At 35.2% G+C, this 22,872-nt stretch carries 22 protein-coding genes; 7 read left to right on the top strand and 15 right to left on the bottom strand.

All coding sequences use genetic code 11. The features are described from left to right. Positions 1–217: 217 nt before the first annotated feature. Positions 218–1,090 (top strand): cation diffusion facilitator family transporter, encoded by an 873-nt coding sequence (locus A9178_RS12280; RefSeq protein WP_068675686.1) that lies wholly within the window; start codon positions 218–220, stop codon positions 1,088–1,090. Positions 1,091–1,125: 35 nt separating this feature from the next. Here the strand turns inward: A9178_RS12280 and A9178_RS12275 are convergent, their stop codons facing one another. The 9 genes from A9178_RS12275 to A9178_RS12240 form a co-directional block, all read right to left on the bottom strand. Continuing rightward, entirely contained in the window at positions 1,126–1,422 is a 297-nt protein-coding gene (locus tag A9178_RS12275) for an AzlD domain-containing protein (RefSeq protein ID WP_068675684.1), read from the bottom strand. Next, positions 1,419–2,102 carry an AzlC family ABC transporter permease gene (locus A9178_RS12270; RefSeq protein WP_068675777.1) on the bottom strand — a complete coding sequence of 228 codons (684 nt, stop codon included), beginning with the start codon at positions 2,100–2,102 and terminating at the stop codon, positions 1,419–1,421. Before A9178_RS12270 ends, A9178_RS12275 begins: the two co-directional genes overlap by 4 nt. A 172-nt stretch (positions 2,103–2,274) precedes the next feature. Further along, positions 2,275–2,460: a hypothetical protein gene (locus A9178_RS12265; RefSeq protein ID WP_068675682.1), complete on the bottom strand. Its 186-nt coding sequence runs from the start codon at positions 2,458–2,460 to the stop codon at positions 2,275–2,277. Between the two features lie 302 nt (positions 2,461–2,762). Beyond that, on the bottom strand, positions 2,763–3,530 hold the full coding sequence (locus A9178_RS12260; RefSeq protein ID WP_068675680.1) for a cobalamin-binding protein: 768 nt from the start codon (positions 3,528–3,530) through the stop codon (positions 2,763–2,765). Positions 3,531–3,670: 140 nt separating this feature from the next. Further along, positions 3,671–4,426 carry a type I methionyl aminopeptidase gene (gene map / locus A9178_RS12255; RefSeq protein ID WP_068675678.1) on the bottom strand — a complete coding sequence of 252 codons (756 nt, stop codon included), beginning with the start codon at positions 4,424–4,426 and terminating at the stop codon, positions 3,671–3,673. 211 nt (positions 4,427–4,637) lie between these two features. Continuing rightward, positions 4,638–4,748 carry a YjcZ family sporulation protein gene (locus tag A9178_RS18685; protein ID WP_082918187.1) on the bottom strand — a complete coding sequence of 37 codons (111 nt, stop codon included), beginning with the start codon at positions 4,746–4,748 and terminating at the stop codon, positions 4,638–4,640. A gap of 202 nt (positions 4,749–4,950) precedes the next feature. Further along, on the bottom strand, positions 4,951–5,712 hold the full coding sequence (locus tag A9178_RS12250) for a (S)-benzoin forming benzil reductase (RefSeq protein WP_068675676.1): 762 nt from the start codon (positions 5,710–5,712) through the stop codon (positions 4,951–4,953). 22 nt (positions 5,713–5,734) lie between these two features. After that, positions 5,735–7,108 carry a dipeptidase gene (locus A9178_RS12245; RefSeq protein WP_068675674.1) on the bottom strand — a complete coding sequence of 458 codons (1,374 nt, stop codon included), beginning with the start codon at positions 7,106–7,108 and terminating at the stop codon, positions 5,735–5,737. 99 nt (positions 7,109–7,207) lie between these two features. Further along, complete coding sequence (locus A9178_RS12240; protein WP_068675672.1) at positions 7,208–7,927, bottom strand: YhcN/YlaJ family sporulation lipoprotein; 720 nt, start codon at positions 7,925–7,927, stop codon at positions 7,208–7,210. A gap of 168 nt (positions 7,928–8,095) precedes the next feature. On the opposite strand from A9178_RS12240, the gene A9178_RS12235 reads away from it, so the two are divergent. Further along, positions 8,096–8,329 carry a YhdB family protein gene (locus A9178_RS12235; protein WP_068675670.1) on the top strand — a complete coding sequence of 78 codons (234 nt, stop codon included), beginning with the start codon at positions 8,096–8,098 and terminating at the stop codon, positions 8,327–8,329. Between the two features lie 34 nt (positions 8,330–8,363). Here A9178_RS12235 and A9178_RS12230 read toward each other — a convergent pair whose 3' ends face one another. The 3 genes from A9178_RS12230 to A9178_RS12220 all read right to left on the bottom strand — a co-directional run bounded on the left by A9178_RS12230 (position 8,364) and on the right by A9178_RS12220 (position 11,694). Beyond that, complete coding sequence (locus tag A9178_RS12230) at positions 8,364–9,503, bottom strand: anti-sigma factor domain-containing protein (RefSeq protein ID WP_068675668.1); 1,140 nt, start codon at positions 9,501–9,503, stop codon at positions 8,364–8,366. Further along, positions 9,500–10,228, bottom strand: coding sequence for an RNA polymerase sigma-I factor (sigI, locus tag A9178_RS12225; protein WP_068675666.1), 729 nt, complete (start codon positions 10,226–10,228; stop codon positions 9,500–9,502). Before sigI ends, A9178_RS12230 begins: the two co-directional genes overlap by 4 nt. Before the next feature lie 662 nt (positions 10,229–10,890). Further along, positions 10,891–11,694, bottom strand: coding sequence for a S1C family serine protease (locus A9178_RS12220; RefSeq protein ID WP_068675664.1), 804 nt, complete (start codon positions 11,692–11,694; stop codon positions 10,891–10,893). A gap of 463 nt (positions 11,695–12,157) precedes the next feature. On the opposite strand from A9178_RS12220, the gene A9178_RS12215 reads away from it, so the two are divergent. The 4 genes from A9178_RS12215 (at position 12,158) to A9178_RS12200 (ending at position 16,605) form a co-directional block, all read left to right on the top strand. Then, positions 12,158–12,712: a beta-class carbonic anhydrase gene (locus A9178_RS12215; protein WP_068675662.1), complete on the top strand. Its 555-nt coding sequence runs from the start codon at positions 12,158–12,160 to the stop codon at positions 12,710–12,712. A gap of 121 nt (positions 12,713–12,833) precedes the next feature. After that, on the top strand, positions 12,834–14,336 hold the full coding sequence (locus A9178_RS12210; protein WP_082918186.1) for a spore germination protein: 1,503 nt from the start codon (positions 12,834–12,836) through the stop codon (positions 14,334–14,336). Positions 14,337–14,344: 8 nt separating this feature from the next. Further along, positions 14,345–15,448: a GerAB/ArcD/ProY family transporter gene (locus A9178_RS12205; protein ID WP_068675660.1), complete on the top strand. Its 1,104-nt coding sequence runs from the start codon at positions 14,345–14,347 to the stop codon at positions 15,446–15,448. Between the two features lie 5 nt (positions 15,449–15,453). After that, positions 15,454–16,605 carry a Ger(x)C family spore germination protein gene (locus tag A9178_RS12200; RefSeq protein ID WP_068675658.1) on the top strand — a complete coding sequence of 384 codons (1,152 nt, stop codon included), beginning with the start codon at positions 15,454–15,456 and terminating at the stop codon, positions 16,603–16,605. Positions 16,606–16,908: 303 nt separating this feature from the next. On the opposite strand, the gene A9178_RS12190 is transcribed toward A9178_RS12200, so the two are convergent. After that, positions 16,909–17,979 (bottom strand): undecaprenyldiphospho-muramoylpentapeptide beta-N-acetylglucosaminyltransferase, encoded by a 1,071-nt coding sequence (locus A9178_RS12190; RefSeq protein WP_068675654.1) that lies wholly within the window; start codon positions 17,977–17,979, stop codon positions 16,909–16,911. Positions 17,980–18,072: 93 nt separating this feature from the next. Between A9178_RS12190 and A9178_RS12185 the strand changes: the two genes are divergently transcribed. Then, a complete protein-coding gene (locus tag A9178_RS12185; RefSeq protein ID WP_068675652.1) occupies positions 18,073–19,440 on the top strand; it encodes an MATE family efflux transporter in 1,368 nt (455 codons plus the stop codon). A gap of 63 nt (positions 19,441–19,503) precedes the next feature. Here A9178_RS12185 and A9178_RS12180 read toward each other — a convergent pair whose 3' ends face one another. Further along, positions 19,504–20,694: a NupC/NupG family nucleoside CNT transporter gene (locus tag A9178_RS12180; RefSeq protein WP_068675650.1), complete on the bottom strand. Its 1,191-nt coding sequence runs from the start codon at positions 20,692–20,694 to the stop codon at positions 19,504–19,506. A gap of 784 nt (positions 20,695–21,478) precedes the next feature. Next, on the bottom strand, positions 21,479–22,768 hold the full coding sequence (locus A9178_RS12175; RefSeq protein ID WP_068675648.1) for an NCS2 family permease: 1,290 nt from the start codon (positions 22,766–22,768) through the stop codon (positions 21,479–21,481). Positions 22,769–22,872: the final 104 nt, after the last annotated feature.

The following is a 22,872-nucleotide window of genomic DNA, read 5'->3' as shown; positions in this document are numbered from 1 at the left end:
TCTCCCCCTTAACCTTTTTACTATTATAATGAATTTACAGAAAAATCTCAATAATTATTTTCACAAATACATGCTGACTTTTGAATCATAATAAGTAGGTATTCATTATATACCCTGTAATCATAATAATTAAACTTCTTACATACCTTAACCTTTCTTTAGACTATAAAATCTACATATGAGAGAATTTAAGTAACAATATAGCGGAGGAAATAAGATGAATTACTCAGATAGCCTAAAGCAGGCCGAAAAAGGGGCATGGATAAGCATTATAGCTTATGTTACTCTATCCATTATAAAATTGCTTATTGCTTATGTTGGTAACTCTGATGCTTTACGTGCAGATGGATTAAATAATGCAACGGATGTTATAGCATCCATAGCTGTTTTAGTTGGATTAAAAATTTCCCGCAAACCACCAGACGAAGATCATCCTTATGGTCATTATCGAGTTGAAACGATTGCCTCATTATTTGCGGCGTTTATCATGGCGTTTATCGGAATACAGGTTATTTTTGACACTTTCCAAAAAATCATAGGTAATCAAATGTCAGAAGCACCTAATTTATTAACTGCTTGGACTGCTCTAGGTGCAGCAATTGTCATGTTTTTTGTTTACCGTTACAATATTAAACTTGCTAAAAAAATAGAAAGTAACTCATTGAATGCAGCTGCACAAGATAATAAGTCAGATGCTTTAGTAAGTATTGGAGCTTTTATAGGTATTATTGGTGCGCAATTTGGGCTATTTTGGCTTGACCCACTTGCAGGCTTTGTAGTAGGAATCATTATTTGTAAAACAGCTTTGGATATTTTTAAAGAGGCAACTCATACTCTTACAGATGGATTTGAAGAGGACAAATTAAAAGAAATTCAATCTAGTATTGAAAAAGTGGAAGAAGTAAAAGAAGTGGTTGATGTAAAAGGTAGAATTCACGGAAACCAGTCCCTTTTGGATGTGACCGTATTGGTCGATCCCAATTTAAACGTTATCCAAAGCCATCGTATAACCGAAAATATAGAGAATTACTTATATGAACAACATAAAATAACTCATGTGCATATTCATATTGAACCATACTTTAAATAGGCTGTTTTTTTTAGAAACAGCCTATTTTTTCAACATTATAACGTCCATAAAAACACAGTGAAAATAGCACCTATAACAACTAGGACTACATTTAGTCCTAGTGATGCTAATATTATTGCAACAACTCCACCAATAAGACCAATAATTGGTTGTTCAGGAATAACTGTCATAATACCAGGGAAAATCAAAGCACCCAATGCTGCATATGGAATAGCATTTAGCCAACGATTAACCCATGGACGGAATTGTATTTTTTCCACAACGAATGCCGGTATCATTCTTGGAAACATTGTTACAAGTGACATCCCTAAAATAATTAGAAAATGGTTCATTTTTCCTTCTCCCCTAACAAATAAATTCCACTGATCCCACCAAGTACGGTACCAATAACGATGGCCCAACCCGTACTTAATCCAAGTTGAACACAAATAGCATTAATTAACATTGCGAAAATAGCAATAAGTCCGATACGTAAATTCTTTTTAACGGAAGGAACTAATAATCCAATAAACATTGCATATAAAGCAATCCCCATACTTTGACTCAAACTTTGAGGTATGATATCTCCAAGAATTCCACCTAACAAGGAACCAAAAACCCAAGAAAGATAGGCAACTAATATAATACCTCCATAAAAAAAGGCACCATGTTCTTTTTTTGCCTCATCAGAATGGAGTGCTGATACAGCGAATGTTTCATCTGTTAAACCAAGAGAAAGGGGTAACTTCGATTTTAAAGCTATCCTTCGTAATTGGTTCATAAATGAAAGACTCATGACGAAGTGACGAAAATTCAGTACAAAGGTCGCTATAATTATTTCAACTGCACCTGTCCCGACCGCAAGCATATTTGCTCCCATAAATTGTGCCGCCCCTGCAAAGACAAATAAACTCATTGCTGTTAATTCAACTAAAGACATACCAGCTTGCTTTGCAAGTACTCCAAACGTCAATGCTATTGGTATATAACCTAACATGATGGGAATACCTGTCATTACCCCTCGCTGAAGCATTTGTAATTGTCCACTATTTCTTTCTACATTAGGCTGTATTTCAGTTTCCAACTTCGATGTCACGTTGTTCCCCCCAAATCATTTACCGAAAAGTGCTATAATTTTTAAAGTTTATTATACAATTATTTGATTAAACAGTAAACATTAGAAAATCTGTACAATTGAATAGTAGCTATTCTCTATTAGAAAAAACGAAATTCACAGGATAGATTGCATTAATGAGTATTCGCATGACAACCTTCTGCATTGCGTCACTCTTACCCCGATGAGTAGCGGAATGAACATTTTTTCTCCACGCTCCGTCACTCATTACCTCCATGAGTAGCGGAATGAACATTTTTTCTCCACGCTCCGTCACTCATTACCTCCATGAGTAGCGGAATGAAAATTTCTCCTCCATGCTCCGTCACTCATCACCTCGATGAGTAGCGGAATGAACATTTTTTCTCCACGCTCCGTCACTCATCACCTCGATGAGTAGCGGAATGAACATTTTTTCTCCGCGCTCCGTTACTCATTACCTTGATGAGTAGCGGAATGAACATTTTCTCTCCGCGCTCCGTCACTCATTACCTCCATGAGTAGCGGAATGAAAATTTCCCCTCCGCGCTCCGTCACTCATCACCTAGCTTAGAGAACTACTTATCAAGAGCTCCCCATTTATTCATGTATAATTGAAACTAGTTTTCTTAACCCATCCAATAATCTTGGGGATGGTCTGCAATATAGAGATTCTTCTAAAACATGAATTTTTTTATTTTTTATAACTGGCATCTCACTCCATCCCGGTCTTTTCATCACTAATTCGGGGCGCATTTTTTCCTCCTTCACTCCTACCCAAACCATACAAATATGATCTGGATTTCGTTCTTTTACATCGTCCCAATCCGTTTGAAAACTTGCGACTTTTTCCGATGAGAAAATATTCTCTCCCCCAGCAATTTCACTTATTTCTGTCAACCAGTTTAATCCACCTGGAGTAAAAATTGGCTTTGGCCACCATTCCCAATATAATCTAGGTTTATCCGTTTTTGATTGAAATGAATTTCTAATTTCTTCTATTTCTCCTAAGAATTGTGTAGCCCTTTCTTCTCCTAATTCCCTAAACCCAAGTACTTCCCCTACTGTTTGAATATCCTGTGCAATTTCTTGGAGTGAATTTGGATTTAAAATTATATATGGTATCTTCCTTTCATCCAATGCTTCAATATTCTTCTCCATCCCAGGCACACTTAAAGATGCAAGTACAAGATCAGGTTTTAATTCTTCTACTTTATCCATATTGATAGAAAGGTCTGGACCAACCTGTGGTAAATTTTGAACAGCTACTGGCCAATCCGAATAGTTATCCACCCCTACTAAAAATTTAGTTAAATTTAAGTAAGCAACAATCTCCGTATTACTTGGACAAATGGAAACAACTCTCATAAAATCTCTCCTCCTATATACATAAAAACGCCCAGAAGATGCGACATGTAATTTTGCATTTTCTGGACGTTGAATGTAAATTTATATTATTAGTTGAAGATAGAAAACTTTCTCCTTCGTAAAGACGTAAAAGCCAATACCTAGTTTTCTTCTTGTTCTGTTATTACTAGTGGACCATCTTTTGTAATGACAATTGTATGTTCATACTGTGCTGAACGGCCTTTATCTACTGTTCTCGCTGTCCAACCGTTCGAATCCATTTCACTGCGCCAATCCCCTTCGTTAATCATTGGCTCAATTGTTATTACCATTCCTTCTTTTAAGCGCAACCCTTTATTTGGCAAACCAAAATGGGGAATATGCGGATCTTCATGAAGGCTAGGACCAATTCCGTGCCCGGTGAAATCACGTACAACAGAAAAACCTTCTGCTTCTGCAAAAGTTTGAATAGCATGACCAATATCACCAATGCGTTTTCCAACTTGTGCCTGTTCAATTCCTTTATAAAGGGATTCTTTCGTTACATCCATTAAATGTTTCCCTTTTTCATCTACGTTTCCTACTGCGTATGTCCAAGCAGAATCTGCCAATCCTCCATCAACATTCACAACCATATCAATGGTCACGATATCTCCATCTTTAAGTTTCTCGTCTCGAGGAAACCCGTGACATATTTCATCGTTGATAGAAGCACATGTTGCATATTGGTAGCCATTATACCCTTTTTGTTCTGGAATTGCTCCATTTTTTGTAAGAAAATCTTCTACAAAAGCATCTATTTCCATTGTTGTAATACCAGGTTTAATCATTTTTGCTATTTCTTTATGTGTTTTAACAAGCAAATCGCCTGCTACTTGCATTTTTTCAATTTCACGTTTACTTTTACGAGTAATCAACTATTCTTCTTCCTTTCTTTTGCATAATCCCTGCATCTATATCAACACTTTACTCTACAATACTTCATGAAGACTTGGTTCAGGTGGAGTTTTAGTAACGCCGCGTAGATAAATTTTAACATAAAGTTAAACTTCTTGCAGATTTTATAAGTTTACCTTATTTGGTTAATGTTTATTTAAAAATGCAGTGGGCTTCCCACTGCATTTTTTCTTAATATCCGTATCCTCCTGTATAGGAAGTACCAATAATAATTAGAAGGATAAATAGAACGACTAATAGCGCGAAGCCTGAACCGAAGCCTCCAGAAAATTCTTTACTCATAACTTTCCCTCCCTCTTTTAAAGGCTAATTTACTATATTCAATCGGACTTCAAAATGGGAATGATTTTTTTATAAAGAAGACCTGGTTAAGGTGGGGTTTTGACACACCTTAAACTTAGTCACCCTTATTCAAAGCTTGGCCTTTGCCAGGCATTTGGGCGAATGCCTTAATTGAACTACTTACCCACATAATGCAACAAAATTAAAGATAATCTGTAATATTATACAATTGCCCATTAACGACATCTTCATCGTTTAAAATATCAATCAAAACACTAGCCACGTTAATGGGACTGTTTAATTGGTTTTCCTCTTTTAATTTTTGATAACGTTCTACATCTGTAAAGGCAGCTTTATCCATTGAACGAATAGTTTCCTGCATTTTTGTATCCATAACTCCTGGATTAAATGCAATTACTTTATTTCCAGTATTCAATTCCTCTTGTTCTAGGGCTACTGTTTCTGTGTATAGATTAATACCTGCTTTAGTAGAACAATACGTACTCCAGCCAAAAATTGGTCGTTTTCCTGCTCCAGAAGTAACTTCAACTGCTATAGCTTGTACATGTTCATGTTGATTCGCCTCATTTAAGAAGCAATTCGTTAATAACATAGGGGCTATCATATTGACATGGATATGATTAACTAAATCTTCCTTTTTAATATTCATTGCATGATCCATCGGTTCTACGGCAGCTGCGTTATTAATAAGAAAAGTCGTCGTTAATTCCGGTGTAAAAACAATACTTTTTATTTGCTCAAAAGTGTCTTCTACCTCGTCGGGATTGCTTAAATTACAATTAAAATGTTTGTAAATTTGATTGTTTTCTTCCGCAATGTTTGGTAATTGGTGATTATTCGTTCTTGATAACCCAATAACGTTAACACCGGATTCTAAAAACAACTTAGCTAGACTTTCCCCTAGACCTCTTGAATCACCAGTAATAATGGCGTATTTCGTCACTATTCTTCCTCCTCTCCCCTATTTAAATGTTGGATTTCACGCTATTCCAATAATAAACTAAAGTTTCCATACCTTTTTCAAAACTATCCATAGGAAAACTTTCATTTGGTGAATGTAATCTATCTTCAGGGGTTCCAAACCCTAATAACACTATTGGAATTTGATAAACAGCCTCTATCCACTCCACAACTGGAATAGAACCACCCATGCGAATATAGACAGTCTCTTTACCAAAAGCTTTTGTATAACTTTCTGCAGCTTTTTTAATTAGAGGGTGCGTTGGCTCTACTTTATATGCCTTAGCTGATAATTTTTCTTTTTTCACTTCTACTAAGACACCTTTTGGCGCTACACGATGGACATGTTGTTCTAATAATTGTTGAATTTTTTCTGGGTCCTGTCCGGGAACTAATCGACAGGTAATTTTTGCTGTAGCAGATGAAGGGATAATTGTCTTGGTTCCTTCCCCTTGATACCCACCATATATCCCATTAATTTCAAAGGTTGGTCGTCCCATCGTATGCTCTTTAGCTGTATATCCTTTTTCCGAAACTGTTTCCGGTATCCCTGTCGCCTTCACATAGTCTTCACTTGGCACATCAGCAATTAACTTTCTCTCCCCATCCGTTAGCGGCTCAACATCATCGTAAAAACCATCAATCGTAATTATTTCCTCTTCATTTTTCATGGTGGATAAAATATGACTTAATGCCATTATAGGATTTCTTACTGCACCACCATACATACCTGAGTGAAGATCATGGTCCGGTCCTGTTACTGTTATTTCAATTCCAGTAAACCCTTTTAACCCGTATAAAATAGTAGGTTGATTTTTGGCTACCATCCCTGAATCTGAAATTACGGCAAAATCGGCTTGGAATTGTTCCTTTTTGCTTTTTAAAATTTCATATAAATTCTCACTACCTATTTCTTCTTCTCCTTCAATACATACTTTTACGTTAATTGGAAGTCTTCCCTCAGTATTCATATATGCCTCAAATACCGCAAGATGCATAAATACTTGTCCTTTATCATCACTCGCCCCACGCGCATATAGTCTTCCATCTCTAATCTCTGGTTTAAAAGGATCACTATCCCATTTGTCAATCGGATCTATCGGTTGCACATCGTAATGTCCATAAAACAATACAGTAGGAGCATTAGGACCCGCGCCATTGTATTCGGCATAAACGATTGGGTGCCCTTCCGTTTCTTGTTTTTCAACTCTTTCAAATTGGATATCATTTAAATATGTAATAAGAAAATCACAAGCTTTATTTACATCATCTCTATATTTACCATCTGTACTAATACTAGGAATAGATAAAAACTCATTTAGTTTGGATAATAAGACCTCCTGATGTTCTCTTAAATATTTTAAAGCCTTTTCACTCATCTTTTTACCTCCATACATGTTTTCATCCATTTTAGCATATTTTGGAAAGATAGAAAAAATAGCAAGCAACCATATAAGGTTGCTTGCAAGAGAAAGTACCTATTTTCTTTGGTTTTCCGGGAATAAACGTTCAATCGTATGACCAATTTGATCAAAGAACCCTTCTACCGGTTCTCCGCGATCAATGTCATTTGCGTAATTATTTGCTAAATCTAAGAAATCCGGGTTTGTGGAGACATAAACGTTGTCGATATCTTTGTCAACAGAACGAACAATATTTGATATTTCCTTTTTGACTTTATCTGATAATTGATCGTCAAACATGTCATTATCATTGTTGTTACGGTTGTTATTTCGATCATTACGATCCGTATCTAATTCCGCGGCAACATATGCATTATTATCTGTCGTTAATACATAAACATTATTTATTTCCTTCACTTTGTTGGAAATTTTATTTGCCGCTTCTTTTGATACTTCATAATGAGTATTTTGTCGATCACCGACATTACGAACGCCGTTGTTTCGATCCCCATTATTACGAACCCCATCGTTTCGATCTCCAACTCGATTGTTACCATTGTTGTTCATGGAGTCAAATAAATCGTTATTGTTAAAGTATCTCCCATCACGGTTTTGGAAACGGTCCGCATCACGTTCTAATGTGTTGTTACGAACGTTGGTCATTCCATCACCAGTGTTATTCCCAACCCTAGGCTGATCCATATTACCATTTGGAGCAGCTCCTTCATCTGCAGCTTGACATCCCACTAAAGCCATTGTTACTACAATTGCACCAGATAAGAGCTTTTTCTTCAAATTATTTTCCTCCTTTTGATTATGAATCAATCATAGTATGATTCAGCAGGAGAACAATATGCGATGAATGTTGATACTTTTTCTGGTAATCCATCCATAATCTAAATACACATGTTACGCTATATGAGGGCATGATAGTAATAACCCTGAATTTTAAGGAGGGGTAGAATGGTGCCTGATTATGATAAAGCCTTATATTACACGCTATGGGGACAATGGGATGACTTACTTGTATTAATGGTACGAACAAAGGATGATATGCTTTCAAAAAAAATTCAGCATTTTCTCCATTCATTCCGTTATTCCCTTGATCAGCAGAAGATAATGGAATCTCATGATAACCTTCTTTATTATTTAGACCATGCAATGAAACAAACACCTACTGTGACAATGGAAATATAAGAAAGGAAAAGCATTTTTGCTTTTCCTTTTATGTTTATTCATTATTTCCATTGTTTCCTTTATTATTGCTTGGATGATTTTCATCTTTCTCTTTATCATCGTCCTTTTTATGATTAGGATGATGATCCTTATTCTTTTTTATATTATTTCCGTTTGAATTAATTTCGCCATTTTTACCTTTTAAATCACTTGGATGTGGGGCATCTTTTGATGGTTCGTTAATAATTGGAATTTCTTCGTTATCCTCGTTTGTTTCTGCTTGTTCTTCAACTTCAGATTCCTGTGATGAATCAGAAGAATTGACTTCACCTTTCACTTCATCTTCAATATTTAGGTCACTTTCGATTTCTTTTTCATGATTTTTCTGCGGTACCTCTTCTTTTGCAGTATCTTCTTCCATTGCTTTCTCTTCAGAGGTATCTGTAGTTTTAAAGAAAGTATCAATAATTTCTACTTCTGAAATATCAAGAATATCATCATTTTGAAGAATCTGAATGGATTTTGGTTCCTGGTCGATAATTAATTGCTTAGCCATTACTTTATTCATTGATGTCTCTTGTTCATTCGCCAAATCACGAATATCTTTCGGAACATTAAAAGCTGCAAGATTCCAATCAGGTTTATTTTGCCCAAAATGACTTTCAATTTCCTTTAATATCTTTCGTTCGTCCGTTTTTTCACCATTTATATAGCTTATTCCAATTAAAATATTTTTCTCATCGTTGATTAATCCATTTTTTTCACTAGTATTCATTATCATTTGGATGACTATTTCCAAATTTTCGTTTAAATAATCCGTTAATTCTTCCATTATTTCATATGCATCGTTGTTCATTGCACGTATATTGCGAACGGTATAATTTTCATCTACCTCTAATTCGATACTAGGGTTTATATCGATTGTAACGTAGGCATATGTTTTATCATTTGGAAAAAAATAAAAGGGAAGAAAACAGATCAGTATGATACATGCAATCGTTAATATTCTAGCAGGAAAATGCCTTTTATTATGTTTTGATAAAAATAAGAACTTTTTTTGGCGAATTGGCTTGAATGCTACTTCTTCCCCTATTTTTGCATCCTTTATAAAAACTTTTCCTTTTTCAAAAGCCCCGTCTTTTGTCATTAAGATAGTATATTTTCGATGTTGTTCGAGTATAATTCCTTTTTTCACAGACCCACACCCTTAAGATAGTCCTTCAAATATATAAAATCTTCACTTAAAACAATAAAAATGGCCAAAATGAATTTTCGGTTACGTTCTAATGTTTTTTTACTTACATCCACCTGTTGGGAAAGCCTTTTAATTGGCAACTTTTTCTTTTTCCAAACATATTCTCGTAATTCTTTATCTGTGTATAAAATACGTGCCGTTCGAACAGCAGATTCCCTTGCATCTCTATGTTTTGGAGAAACCTCTGTTAACTCAATAAGACTTAATTTGTATTCCGAGAGCTTTTTCTTAAATTCTTCAATTTCATCCCTTAACATAGCCGTATTTTCTTTTTCTTGATAATGTTCTTTGGCAATACGAATTTCGGTCGGATTTTCCAATTGGTCTTCTTCAAAATTTTCATCCATAGAAACCGTTTTGACGCCCTTTTGACTGTAACGGATATAATCAATTACTTTCCGCTTTATGACAATGTTCGCGAAGTTTAAAAAGGAACTACCTTTATCAACTGAATAGGAGAAAATCGCATCATTAAAAGCGGTTAATCCTATACTAAATTCATCGTCATGTTGAGGATTGATATATCTTTTACAAACCTCCGAAACACATTTGGCTACAAATGGTTGATACGTTTTCAATAGATAATTATGTATAGCTGTATCTCCATTTTGCGCAGAAATGATCATCTGCTCAAGGGGTTTTTCTTGTACTGTTTCATTAATCATTACAGGACCCCCCCTGATAATATATTTTTCGTAGTATAAGGAAACTTTTTGGGTGTGGTTCCCTACTATTATTATTTATTTGACTTACTAAAGAAACTAACATTTCTATTCCACCATTTTCTAATTCGTGTCACGACACTTTTCGATTCACTTCGACATACCCTATCGTATCGCAACCAATGTAGAGAAGCTATCTCAAAAGCATTACAATTTATTTAAATCTCCGTGACCATATATTTCATTTTCGTGTTAAAATCAAAAGCGCAAGCGCCCGTTTAGCAACGTACAAACTGCGCCTGGCCATGCCAGGTGGTCCGATGTTGCCGCGCAAAGCAGCGGTTTTAATTGGACATTCCTTTTCTGCAATGAGATAAAGAAAACACGCCTCTTCATAGAGGTGTGCCGACGTTGGGCGCAAAGCCCGTTCTTAGTCGGCCTTCCCTAATGTCCTAAGCCGATGTTGACTTTCACCACAAGAGTATAAGTGCGACTAGGCCTCTGATTTCATCAATCGGCAAGTCTTCTTTATCGTAGTGGAAGAGTGTGAAGTTTGGGACTACGCTAAAGCTCATCCCATCAAAAGGATCTGCTAGTTGCTGGGCGCTGGAGCTGGACGTGGCCTTTCCTAGGAAAAGATTTAATAAACAATGTTTTTATGCTACTTACTCCAAAAATAACTGAATAGGAACAAATAACCCAACTTTACCATGCGACTCGTGATCTAATGTCGCGAAAATAACTCCGATTACTTCCCCTGTCTGATTTAATACAGGACTTCCACTATTACCGCGATATACAGGGGCTTTGATCATCACAACTTTTTCTTCCCAATCCTTTAATATGGTAGTTCCAATAATGTGTCCTTCATTTGCAATTCCGTTAAATCGTAATGGATTTCCAATAAATTGTATTTCTTCTTCCACGTCAAAAGAAGTATCTGATAATGTTAAATATGGTAAGTCTTCTCCTTCTACTTTTATTAAAGCCAAATCAATAGAAGGATATGTATTTAATATTTCTGCTTCAAAAAGTCCATTATCCGGAAATGCCACTACAATTTCTCGTTTATTTTCAATGACGTGATGATTCGTTAAGATAAACCCATCATTTGAAATAGCAAACCCTGTCCCCTTACTATTTTCAGATTCGACAACTACCACTGCTTTTTTATATTGTTGAATATCTTCATTCATAGATAAGGTTGCTGACTTCTTTAAAAACTCTATTGCAGGTATAGAAAACGTTTCTGGAATAGTAGAAAACATACTAAAAATCATAGTAATAGCAATTAACCAAAACGCCCATTTCGGAAATGGGCGTTTTGGTGGTTCATGCTTTCTCATTTTCTCTTTCTCTAAAACTTTCCTGCGTTCTTCCTGGACAAGTTCATATAATTCCTCATCATCAATTTCTTCATATAAATCTTCATCAATAATATCTAGTCTATCATTATTTTTCTTATCCATATATCACCTCGAGCAATATACGTTCATTTGTAAATAAAATAATTCTGTCATATTTATACCATTATACCATGCATGAATTAACTATGTTATTTTTAATTTGCAGGAAATTATAAAACCTTCTTTCTGAAACTTTGATTATTCGCAATATCGTATGGATAAGTATAAGTGCCAGCTCTATTCGACCGTTCTACACTAATTCCCCTTCTTTCGGGAGCATGGAACAGCCCTATTCACCAACACACACTAATTCCCCTTCTTTCGGGAGCATAGAACAGCTCTATTCTACCAATACACACTAATTCCCCTTCTTTCGGGAGCATAAAGCGCGCTATGGCATTTGCTTCAGACATCGGGGAATACCTTAGTTAATGTTTATAATTATTTTTACTTTTCAAGACAAAATTGTTACAACTTTCCTACAAAATCTGATATTATTTTATAAAAGAAATGGAGTTGATTAGAAATGCATCTTGATGAAATGTTAGAATTTAATAAGAAATTCGTAGAGAACAAAGAATATGAAGCTTACACGACGGATACATATCCAAATAAAAAAATGGTTATTTTCACTTGTATGGAATCAAGACTGGTTGAATTATTACATCGCTCTTTGAATATTCAGAACGGTGATGTGAAAATGGTGAAAAATGCTGGTGCCATCATCCGTAAGCCATTTGATAGTATTATGAAAAGTATTTTAGTTGCAATCTATAATTTAAAAGCGGATGAAGTAGCTGTGATTGGCCACCATGATTGTGGAATGTCTCACGTGGATATTGAGGCTTTAACAGATAGTATGACAGACCGTGGAATTAAACAAGAAACGATTGACACATTAAAACATTCAGGAATTGATTTTCATGATGAATTCCATGGTTTTAATACGGTTGAAGAATCTGTTGAGCAAAGTGTAGAAATTATTCGCAATCACCCACTCTTACCTGAAGGCATTAAAGTTCACGGACTAGTAATCGATCCAGGTACTGGGAAAGTAGATGTAGTTACTAGGGAAGATTAAGTTAAGTAAAAAAAACTATCGCAAATTTTTGCGATAGTTTTTTTGTTCTTACATAAAATTTCTCTTTTTTCCTCATACTATACCAATGAAATGAATGCTTCACTATGTGGAGGGCATACTAATGAGGAAAAATCGGTTTATGAAAAAAGATAATATTTTTCCAATCACCATTGAAGAATTAGAAGAATTATTGAATAGTAAATTTGAAAATAACCCGGACCTTACTATTTCTAAATTCGAAAAACAAGGTAAAAAAGCAATGATTTTTTTCATTGCTTACCAAGTTGAAGGAAACATGGTGGAAGAATACTTATATGCACCATTTCTCGAGAAGGATATTGAGTGGAACAATTCTACTATTATGAATGAAATTCCTTTAAGTAGGGCAAAAACTGTCCAGTCATTGAATGATATACTAACAGATTTATTAATTGGTGGCGTATTTGTTTATATAGAAGGAGAAGATAGTGTTATTGCCTATCTTATTTCAAAAAAAGAAAAACGTTCCTTACAACAATCTGAAACGGAATCGGTCGTATTAGGTCCAAAAATAGGTTTTACAGAATCAATGATTACGAATCTAAATATTGTTCGTTGGACGATAAGATCTAAAGATTTAGTTTTAGAAAGATTCCTGGTTGGAGAACGAGAACCAAGGGAAGTACGCATCATTTACTTGAAGTCATTAGCCAACGAGGCAGATGTTAATACGATGAAACAGAGGATTAATGAGCTAGAAATTGATGTTGTAGATGACAGTTCGGTATTGATGCAATATATAGAGGACTCTTCCTCTACTATTTTCCCCTTGTTTATGACAACTCAATTGCCAGATCGCTTTAGTTATAGTATTAACCGAGGAAGAATTGGAGTATTAGTAGAAAACAGCCCCACAGCACTAATTGCACCAACTACCTTTTTTAGTTTTTTTGAATCAACGGAAGACCTTTATATGCGTTGGAATATTGGGAGTTTTTTAAGAGCATTACGATTTCTTTCATTTATTCTTTCCACTATTATGACACCATTGTATGTGGCTGCAGTAATGTTTCATTATGAAATCATCCCAACACCATTGTTGATAAACTTAGGTCAATCCAGGGCGGGAGTTCCATTTACTCCTTTAATTGAAGCTTTGGTTTTAGAACTAATGATTGAATTACTCCGGGAATCTGGAGCACGACTCCCAACCAAAGTTGGACAAACAATCGGTATCGTTGGTGGTGTAGTTGTAGGAACGGCAGCAGTAGAAGCTGGAATTACAAGTAATGTTCTTATCATTTTCGTTGCCTTAAGTGCTCTAGCATCTTTTACAGCACCTAATTATTGGATGGGTACAACAGCTAGAGTTATACGATTCCCTATGATCATTCTTGGCGGATATTTAGGAATGTTAGGATTAGCTTTTGGTCTTTGTTTCTTAGTCATTCACTTACTTAAATTGAATTCGCTTGGTAGACCTTATTTATCTCCTCTATATCCATTAAGACTTCAAGACTTTAATAAAGTATTTTTTCGTTTGCCAACTGAATTCGAAAATAAAAGATTTAAGTCATATCGTCCAAAAAACTTAATTCGTTATAGTCGTGAAAAAGCAAAAAAGAAAAAGGATATTGATGAGTAGGTGGAACGATGGATATTAATATAAAAGTGAAAGAAAACTTAAAAATACGTGCTTTTTACGTCTTCTTCATTGTTGTATCTATTCAAATTGGAGTTGGTCTAATTGGGTTTCCTAGGATTGTTGTTATGGAAGCCCTTCAAGACTCATGGATTTCGATTCTTATAGCTTATGCTTATATCGTTTGTGTACTTATTGCCATGTTACTTATTCTTAAACAGTATGATAACTCCGATGTTTTCGGAATCCACGTTGACATTTTCGGAAAATGGATTGGAAAATTAATAGGAACACTATTCCTCATACACTTTGCTATTTCCATGTTCTCTTTATTAATTACTTACATTGAGATTGTTAGGGTCTTCATTTTCCCGAACATTTCAATTTTTGTATTGAGTTTTTTAATCCTTTGTTTAGTCATTTATAGTGTTCTTGGGGGTATCCGGGTCGTTGTAGGTGTTTGTACTGTATTTGGTATTTATTCTAATTGGATTTTATTTCCATTAATTCAACCTGCATTACAAATGGATTTCACTCATCTGTTACCAATATTCGAAGCCCCATTCCCTGATATATTAAAGGGGACTAAACTAAGTGGGTATTCATTTCTTGGTTTTGAAATTATATTAGTTCTATATCCATATATAAAAAACAAAAAAAAGATTAAATTCCCTCTATTTCTAGCTGTTAGTTGGACAACTTTGATCATGTTATTCGTTACTATTATAGTTATGGGATATTTAAGTTTCAGTGAAATAAGTACGAGAGAATGGATTTTGCTTAGTTTATATAAAATTCAACGTTTTTCCTTTATTGAAAGATTTGACTATATCGTTGTATCCAGTTGGATGATCATCGTTATATCTAATATGATCTTACTAATGTGGGGAATAACTTATGGGTTGAAACGAATGTATAAAATACCACAAAAATATACACTTTATATCGTTTCTTTCCTCATACTCGCAGCTAGTCCATTTTTTTATGAACATTTTTTAATACAGAAGGTTATCGACCTTTCAGCTCAATTGGGATTTTGGCTAGTCTATATTTATCCTTTTATCCTATTGCCTATCGTTCTAATAAAAAAACGACTTATAGAAAATAGGAAGTGATTATCGTGCGAAAAAAAATTCAACTTGGAATGATTAGTTTAGCTTTAATTTTCCTTACTGGTTGTGTTGAAACGAATGTCATAGAGGAACTTGCGATTATTACTGCACGGGGAATAGATGTTGCGGAAGATGATAAAATCGAGAAAACGGTTAATTTCATGCGATTTGATCCTCAATCAGATAGTATATATGGTACGGTTTCAGGCGTTGGTAAAACATTAAAAGGGGCGAGGGAAGTTATTGCAAGACAAGTTAGTTATAAATTAAGAGAAGGTCAACTTAATGCGGAAATTTACGGAAAGGGAATAGCTGAAAGAGGAATAAGCTCATATATAATGAGCTCCGTACGAGATGCCAGAACATCTGATACGATGTACCTAGTGGTAGCGGAGGAAACGGCTAAAGAAATATTTAATGCAAAATCTGAAGAAGCCTCCCGAGTTGGAAAATTTTTAGATGAGCTACTTGAAAAAGAAACAGAAGTGGGTAATATTCCTTCTTCTTCCCTTCAGGATTTCTCCCGAAGAGCTGCTACAACGGGCCAAGACGGAGTAATACCTATAGTTGGTTTAAAAGATGGAGTTCCTACCCTTAAAGGTTTGGGTCTTTTTCATAATGATCAACTGGCATTAGAAATATCTCTTAAAGAAAGTCTGTTATTAAAGCTGATTATAGATGATATAAAAGATACTCCATTTGAAATGGCCATACCATCGAAACCTGTTGAAAAATATCATGACGAATCTCCTCTCATCCTACACGAACAAAATCAGGAAAAACAAGAAGTTCCGTTAAATTTCCTTATTGTCGAGGGTAAAAGTAAGACAAACATGAAAAATTTTAAAAATTTAACGTATGAAACAGACATTAGTATGAAAATTGATTTATTGGAAATATACGACGATATTAAAATTAACAAAAGAGGGGTTACAAAAGTTTTGGAAAAAGAATTAGAAAAAGAGTTTAAAAAGCAATTTGAGGGGTTACTAAATAAAACACAAGAAGCTAATGTCGATCCATTCGGATATGGTAAAATATATCGTATTGCCAAAAAGCAAGGTTTAATTACTGAAGAAGAGTGGGATGAGAAATATCCAAAAATCTCTGTAGACTTTAATGTAAATGTAGATATTATGCATACTGGTACAACAGAATAGAAGTAAATCGAGGCTGGGACATAACAAAAGTGCTTAATCCTAAAGGCGAACAATCCGCTATCTAAGCGGAGGAAATATACGTAGACTCAAGTGGGAGGAAAGGCCTAGGTGAGACACCACAGTGCGATAGCACAAGGTGGCTCACCAGCCGCCCACGGCAAGGTAGACACTGCGAGGGTTTTTCGAGCAGATGTCGCCCCTGTACTGGAAGTGAAAGCGAAGTATATTTCCGGAGCGATTATTCGCTCAACCATGTTCGGATTTTATGTGGTTAAAAAACTTTTGTCCCAGCCTCCTTTTTGATTATTTTCGTACTTCCTTTATAATCTCAATAACTCTGTCACGGGCTTTTTCACTTTTAAATTCTTTCATATGATCAATCATAACTGGAGCAACTTTTTTCAAGCGAAGTAGTTCTTCCACTAACGTCTCCTCTGTTAATTGCTCCTCCTCTAACACTTGAGCATAGTTTTTATTTTTAAATGATTTGGCATTTACAATTTGGTCTCCCCTGCTCGCTGCCCTAGAAAGAGGAATAAGCAACATGGGAATTCGTAAAGCTAAAAATTCAAAAATAGCATTGGAACCAGCTCTCGATAGAACAAAATCAGTAGTAGCAAATATATCCTTTAATTCCTCATTGACATATTCAAATTGAACATACCCTTTTTCCTTAATTGAATGATCTACCTTGTCTTTACCGCATATATGAATAATTTGAAACGTATGTAATAGCTCGGATAAACTATTTCTTACGGTTTCATTAATTTTTTGTGAACCTCCACTGCCCCCCATGATGAGAAGAACCGGCTTTTCTTTTGTTAATCCTGCAACTTTTAACCCATTATCGCGATTACCTTGGAAAAGTTCCTCACGAATGACAGCCCCAACATGTTCTGATTTATCTTCTGGTAAATACTGCATCGTTTCCGGAAATGTAGCTAACACTTTTTTCGCGAATGGAATCGATAGTTTATTCGCTAATCCCGGAGTATAGTCAGACTCATGGATAATGGTCGGTACACCACGAAGCTTAGCAGCTGCTACAACTGGTACGGAAACGAAACCACCTTTTGAAAAAATAACGGATGGCTTTCGCTTCCTTATTATTTGATAGGCCTGCATCGTTCCTTTTAGCACTTTAAAAGGATCTTTTATATTTTCTTTTGAAATATATCTTCTTAATTTCCCTGTTGAGATTGGATGATATGTAACACCTTTTAATGATGTAATCAAATCTCGTTCAATTCCATTGTACGATCCGATATAATCGATATCCCAACCTTTTTCCTGGTAATATGGAATGAGAGCTAAATTAACAATGACATGTCCCGCCGTTCCACCACCAGTGAATAATATTCGTTTCGTATTCATTTATGTACGTCCTTTCTTCCCGTAAATATCTTATTGAGTTATAATGAGTCTTATGCGTTTATTTTCCATTATACAAAAAAGGAATGCTATATTATGTATGAAACATCTTCTTTAAAAGAAAAGTTTAAATTATTTACTATGATTTTAATCCCTATCTTAGTAACTCAACTCGGAATCTTTTTAATGAACTTTTTTGATACCGTTATGTCTGGCCAAGCAGGCGCAGCTGATTTAGCTGGGGTTGCCATAGGATCCAGTCTTTGGGTACCTGTCTTGACCGCTATAAATGGTATTCTTTTAGCAATAACTCCTATTATAGCGCAAATTACTGGCGCGGGGAAAAATCATCTCGTTTCAAATAAAATACAACAAAGTATCTATTTAGCCATTGCTCTTGGGCTTATCGTCATCATTGTCGGCGGGTTAGCCCTTAATCCCATTTTAAGCCTAATGGATTTAGAACCGGAAGTACACCATATCGCAAAATATTACCTTATTTCTTTAGGAGTAGGGATTATTCCACTCTTCATTTACAGTACACTTCGAAATTTCATGGATGCCCTAGGTCAAACGAGAATTTCCATGATGATTATTCTAATATCTTTGCCAATCAATATTATCTTTAACTATATTTTTATTTTCGGTAAGCTAGGTATACCCCAATTTGGTGGAATTGGAGCTGGAATTGCAACTGCACTAACTTATTGGATTGTCTGTATTATCGCACTTATCGTTACTAAAAAAGTCTCCCCATTTCGTTCGTACCATGTATTGTCAGATTGGGCTTTTCCCAAAATAAAAACTTGGGGAGAACAATTAAAAATTGGTACACCAATAGGATTTGCTATGTTCTTTGAAACTAGTATTTTTTCAGCTGTAACGATTTTAATGAGTGTATATAGCACCTATACCATAGCAGCACACCAAGCTGCAATGAATTTTGCATCATTATTATATATGATTCCACTAAGCGTGGGAATGGCATTAACCATTCCTATCGGTTTTGAGATTGGTGCTAAACGCTTTAAGGAAGCACGAACGTATGCTTATATTGGAATAAGCGGATCTATTTTTATTGCAATATTAAATGGAGCCATTCTGTATGTATTAAGAGGTCCCGTCTCTACGCTTTATAATTCAAATCCAGAGGTTATTGAATTAACAACCCAGTTCATTACTTTTGCGATTTTTTATCAAGTGGCTGATGCATTTGGTGCACCGATTCAAGGCGTATTGCGTGGATATAAAGATGTAAACATAACGTTAATTATTGCTTTAGTATCTTACTGGTTAATCGGATTACCAACAGGTTGGTTGTTAGCTAATTATACTTCGCTTGAACCATTTGGTTACTGGGTTGGAATTACGGTAGGCTTGAGCTGCGGAGCAATTGCCCTATTTTGGAGAATGTTTGTATTGCATAAAAAATATAGAGATTTGAAAGAGAACCCGTCTGTATGAAGTATACAGATGGGCCCTTTTTATCTTTGAGGGATTTTTCCCCAAATAAGATCCTTACTACCTTTATCTTATAAAAAGCCCAACAAAAGTAGCTGATAATATTGAAGTTAAAATCGCATTTAATAATAACTTCATCCCAAATCCCGAAACAATGGAAGCTTTTGCGCTATCAATCCCTTTTACAGATCCTGCAATAATTCCAATGGAAGAAAAGTTGGCAAAGCTAGTTAAAAATACGGTTACAACCGCAATCGTTTTTTCAGACATCTGATCTAACATCGGTTGAAATTCGAGCATTGCAACAAACTCATTAGTTACAATTTTAGTTCCCATAATAGCCCCAGCTTGTACTACTTCATTCCATGGTATACCCATTAAAAATACAAATGGAGCAAATATATAACCTAAAATAGCTTGTAACGTTAAACCAGCAAAAACCAATTGTACCAACCAGTTTACCAATTCAAGTGAAGCAATAAACGCGATTAACATTGCTGCTACAATTAAGGCTATTTTTCCACCCTCTAGCGCTCCATTCCCCATCGCTTCAAAAATACTCTTATCACTAGATACATCTTTAATATCGACATGGTCTTCTTCTTTTGGGACATGAACTGGTACCATAATAGACGCAACAATTAAAGCACTAAACATGTTCAAAGGTAAGGCAACTAATATATATTCTGGAGGAAGTATTAAAATATACGATCCTACGATAGATGCCGATACCGAGCTCATGGCAGACGCACAAACAATGAATAGACGGTTACTATCCAAATAATGAAATTGAGAGCGAATGGCAATAATCGCCTCTGATTGTCCAAAAAAGATACTGTTCACCGCATTAAACGATTCAATCTTTGGTAAACCAGTAATTTTAGAAATCAATCCACCTATCCATTTAATAATGGTAGGAAGAATTCGTAAGTAGGTTAACACAGATAAAAGGGTTGCAAAGAAGATAATGAGAAGTAAAACATTAAAGAAGAAAACGCCTCCCTCATCTATGACAAATCCACCAACAACAAACTGAATCCCCGCACTTCCAAATTCAATTAATTTATTAAACATAGCAGAAATCCCATTAATAATTTTTGTTCCTATTTCAGTTTTAAACATAAACCAAGTAACAATCAACTGAAGTAGCAGCATAATACCTACGCCTATATAGTTAATTCTTTTTTTATCATTGGACATGAAATAAGCAATTACTAGAACCAAGATAATAGCTAAAATTCCTAATAAAATGTCCATTGAAATTCCTCCTTTTCAATCCATTTTAGTTATACCCTTTAACTTAAAGGTTTAACATGAATTTTTAAAAATAATATCACCATGCTAAAATACCTATCTTATTTCCTATGATTTATTTTTTATACTTATCCCATTAATAGAGTAACTTTCACCATTAAACGAGCAAATGATTAACAATATAAACCGGATAGGCACAATATCCATTGTGAATAGTGGGGTCTCGGTTTACTTTACCGGATATTCGTTCCTAGTCTACCGTGATAAGCTCTATCTCGGCTTACTTTACCGGATATTCATTCCTAGTCTACCGTGACAAGCTCTATCTCGGCTTACTCTACCTTAAATCCGCTCCTAGTCTTCCGTGACAAGCTCTATCTCGGCTTACTCTACCTTAAATCCGCTCCTAGTCTTCCGTGACAAGCTCTATCTCGGCTTACTTTAACGTAAATACGCTCCTAGTCTTCCGTGACAAGCTCTATCTCGGCTTACTTTACCTTAATTCCGCTCCTAGTCTTCCGTGACAAGCTCTATCTCGGCTTACTTTACCGTAAATATGCTCCTAATCTTCCATGATAAGAATTCAATGGACAATTCTTCTACAAATAAAAAATTGACTACAAATTGATATACAATTTGTAGTCAATATACGCCTACGATAAACCGAAATCGTTATCCCTTTATGCAATTAAGTAAAATTAAGCTAATTAATTCTTGACTTAAGAAAAGCCCGTCCAGCTTCAGCGACTAGCAGAACTTCCTTCACTTCCCAACGGCGCTTTTATGCTTAATGCATTGGAAAGAAAATCATTTGTAGGAGGAAAATAAAACCAAACACGTAAATAATCCAATGAACATTCTTCCCTTTACCGCTAATTAATTTGAGGATTGGATAAATAATAAAACCAACTGCTATTCCCGTTGCAATACTAGAGGTGAGGGGCATCATTAAAATAACGGCAAACGCTGAAAATGCTTCATCAAATTCTCGCCAATTTACTTTCGCTAACCCTTCCATCATAAAACTTCCAACTATAATTAAAACTGGAGAAGTAATAGCCGGAACACCCGCAATCACTTCGATAATAGGAGTAAAGAAAATAGAAACAATAAACAATATGGCAACAACTACCGAAGTAAGTCCTGTTCTTCCTCCAGCCGCAACACCAGAACTAGATTCTATATATGCAGTAGATGGACTTGTTCCAAACATGGATCCTACTGTTGTTGCAGTAGCGTCTGATAGCAATGCTTCTTTAGCATTCTTCATTTTTCCATTTTTCATATATCCTGCTTGTTCGGCAACACCAACCATCGTTCCAGTTGTGTCAAACAATGTAACTAATAAGAATGCCACTATTACTGTATAAAGACCATTCGTAAAAACACCAGCAATATCCACATCAAAAAACACAGGGGATGGAGGTGTTTCCATTACTCCCTCAAAGTGTAATTGTCCGGTAAAAAAGGCAATTATACCTGTAGCTACCATTCCAAAAAATAATGCACCTTGAACTTTTAAAGTGTATAAAATCAAAGTAATGAATAATCCAACTATTGATAATACAACCATTGGGTTTGTCAAATCCCCTAACCCAATCATATTTACTTCATTGGTACTTATGATTCCTGCATTTTTTAATCCAACAAATGCAATAAATAAACCAATCCCAGACGTAATTCCATACTTTAATGAATCAGGAATAGCCGTGATAACTGTTTCACGTAATTTAGTAAAAGTTAATATTAAAAAGAGTAAACCGGCTATAAAAACCGCTCCAAAAACAACTTGATAAGATAAACCTTGTGTTACTACAACACTAGTGAAGTATGCGTTTAATCCCATTCCCGGCGCTATCGCTATTGGATAATTTGCAAGTAATCCCATCATTAATGTACCAACAACTGCGGAGATAACAGTAGCCATAAACACCTGTTCAAATGGAACACCCGCGGCCGATAAAATAGCTGGATTTACAATTATAATATAAGCCATTGTTAAAAATGTTGTAATTCCCGCAGTTACTTCTGTTCGGATATTTGTATTATTTTGTTTTAGTTTAAAGAAGTTCTCCATTTCAAACACCTATCTTTCCGAATAATAAAACCAACATTCTATATAATATTCGTTTTTAACATAAATTGCAATGGAAAAGTTCTTTTTAGTTTGCCATAAAAAGC

It is taken from the genome of Oceanobacillus sp. Castelsardo, assembly GCF_001659985.1.
Taxonomy (GTDB): Bacteria; Bacillota; Bacilli; order Bacillales; family Amphibacillaceae; genus Oceanobacillus.
This window is presented reverse-complemented; position numbering and strand designations above follow the sequence as displayed.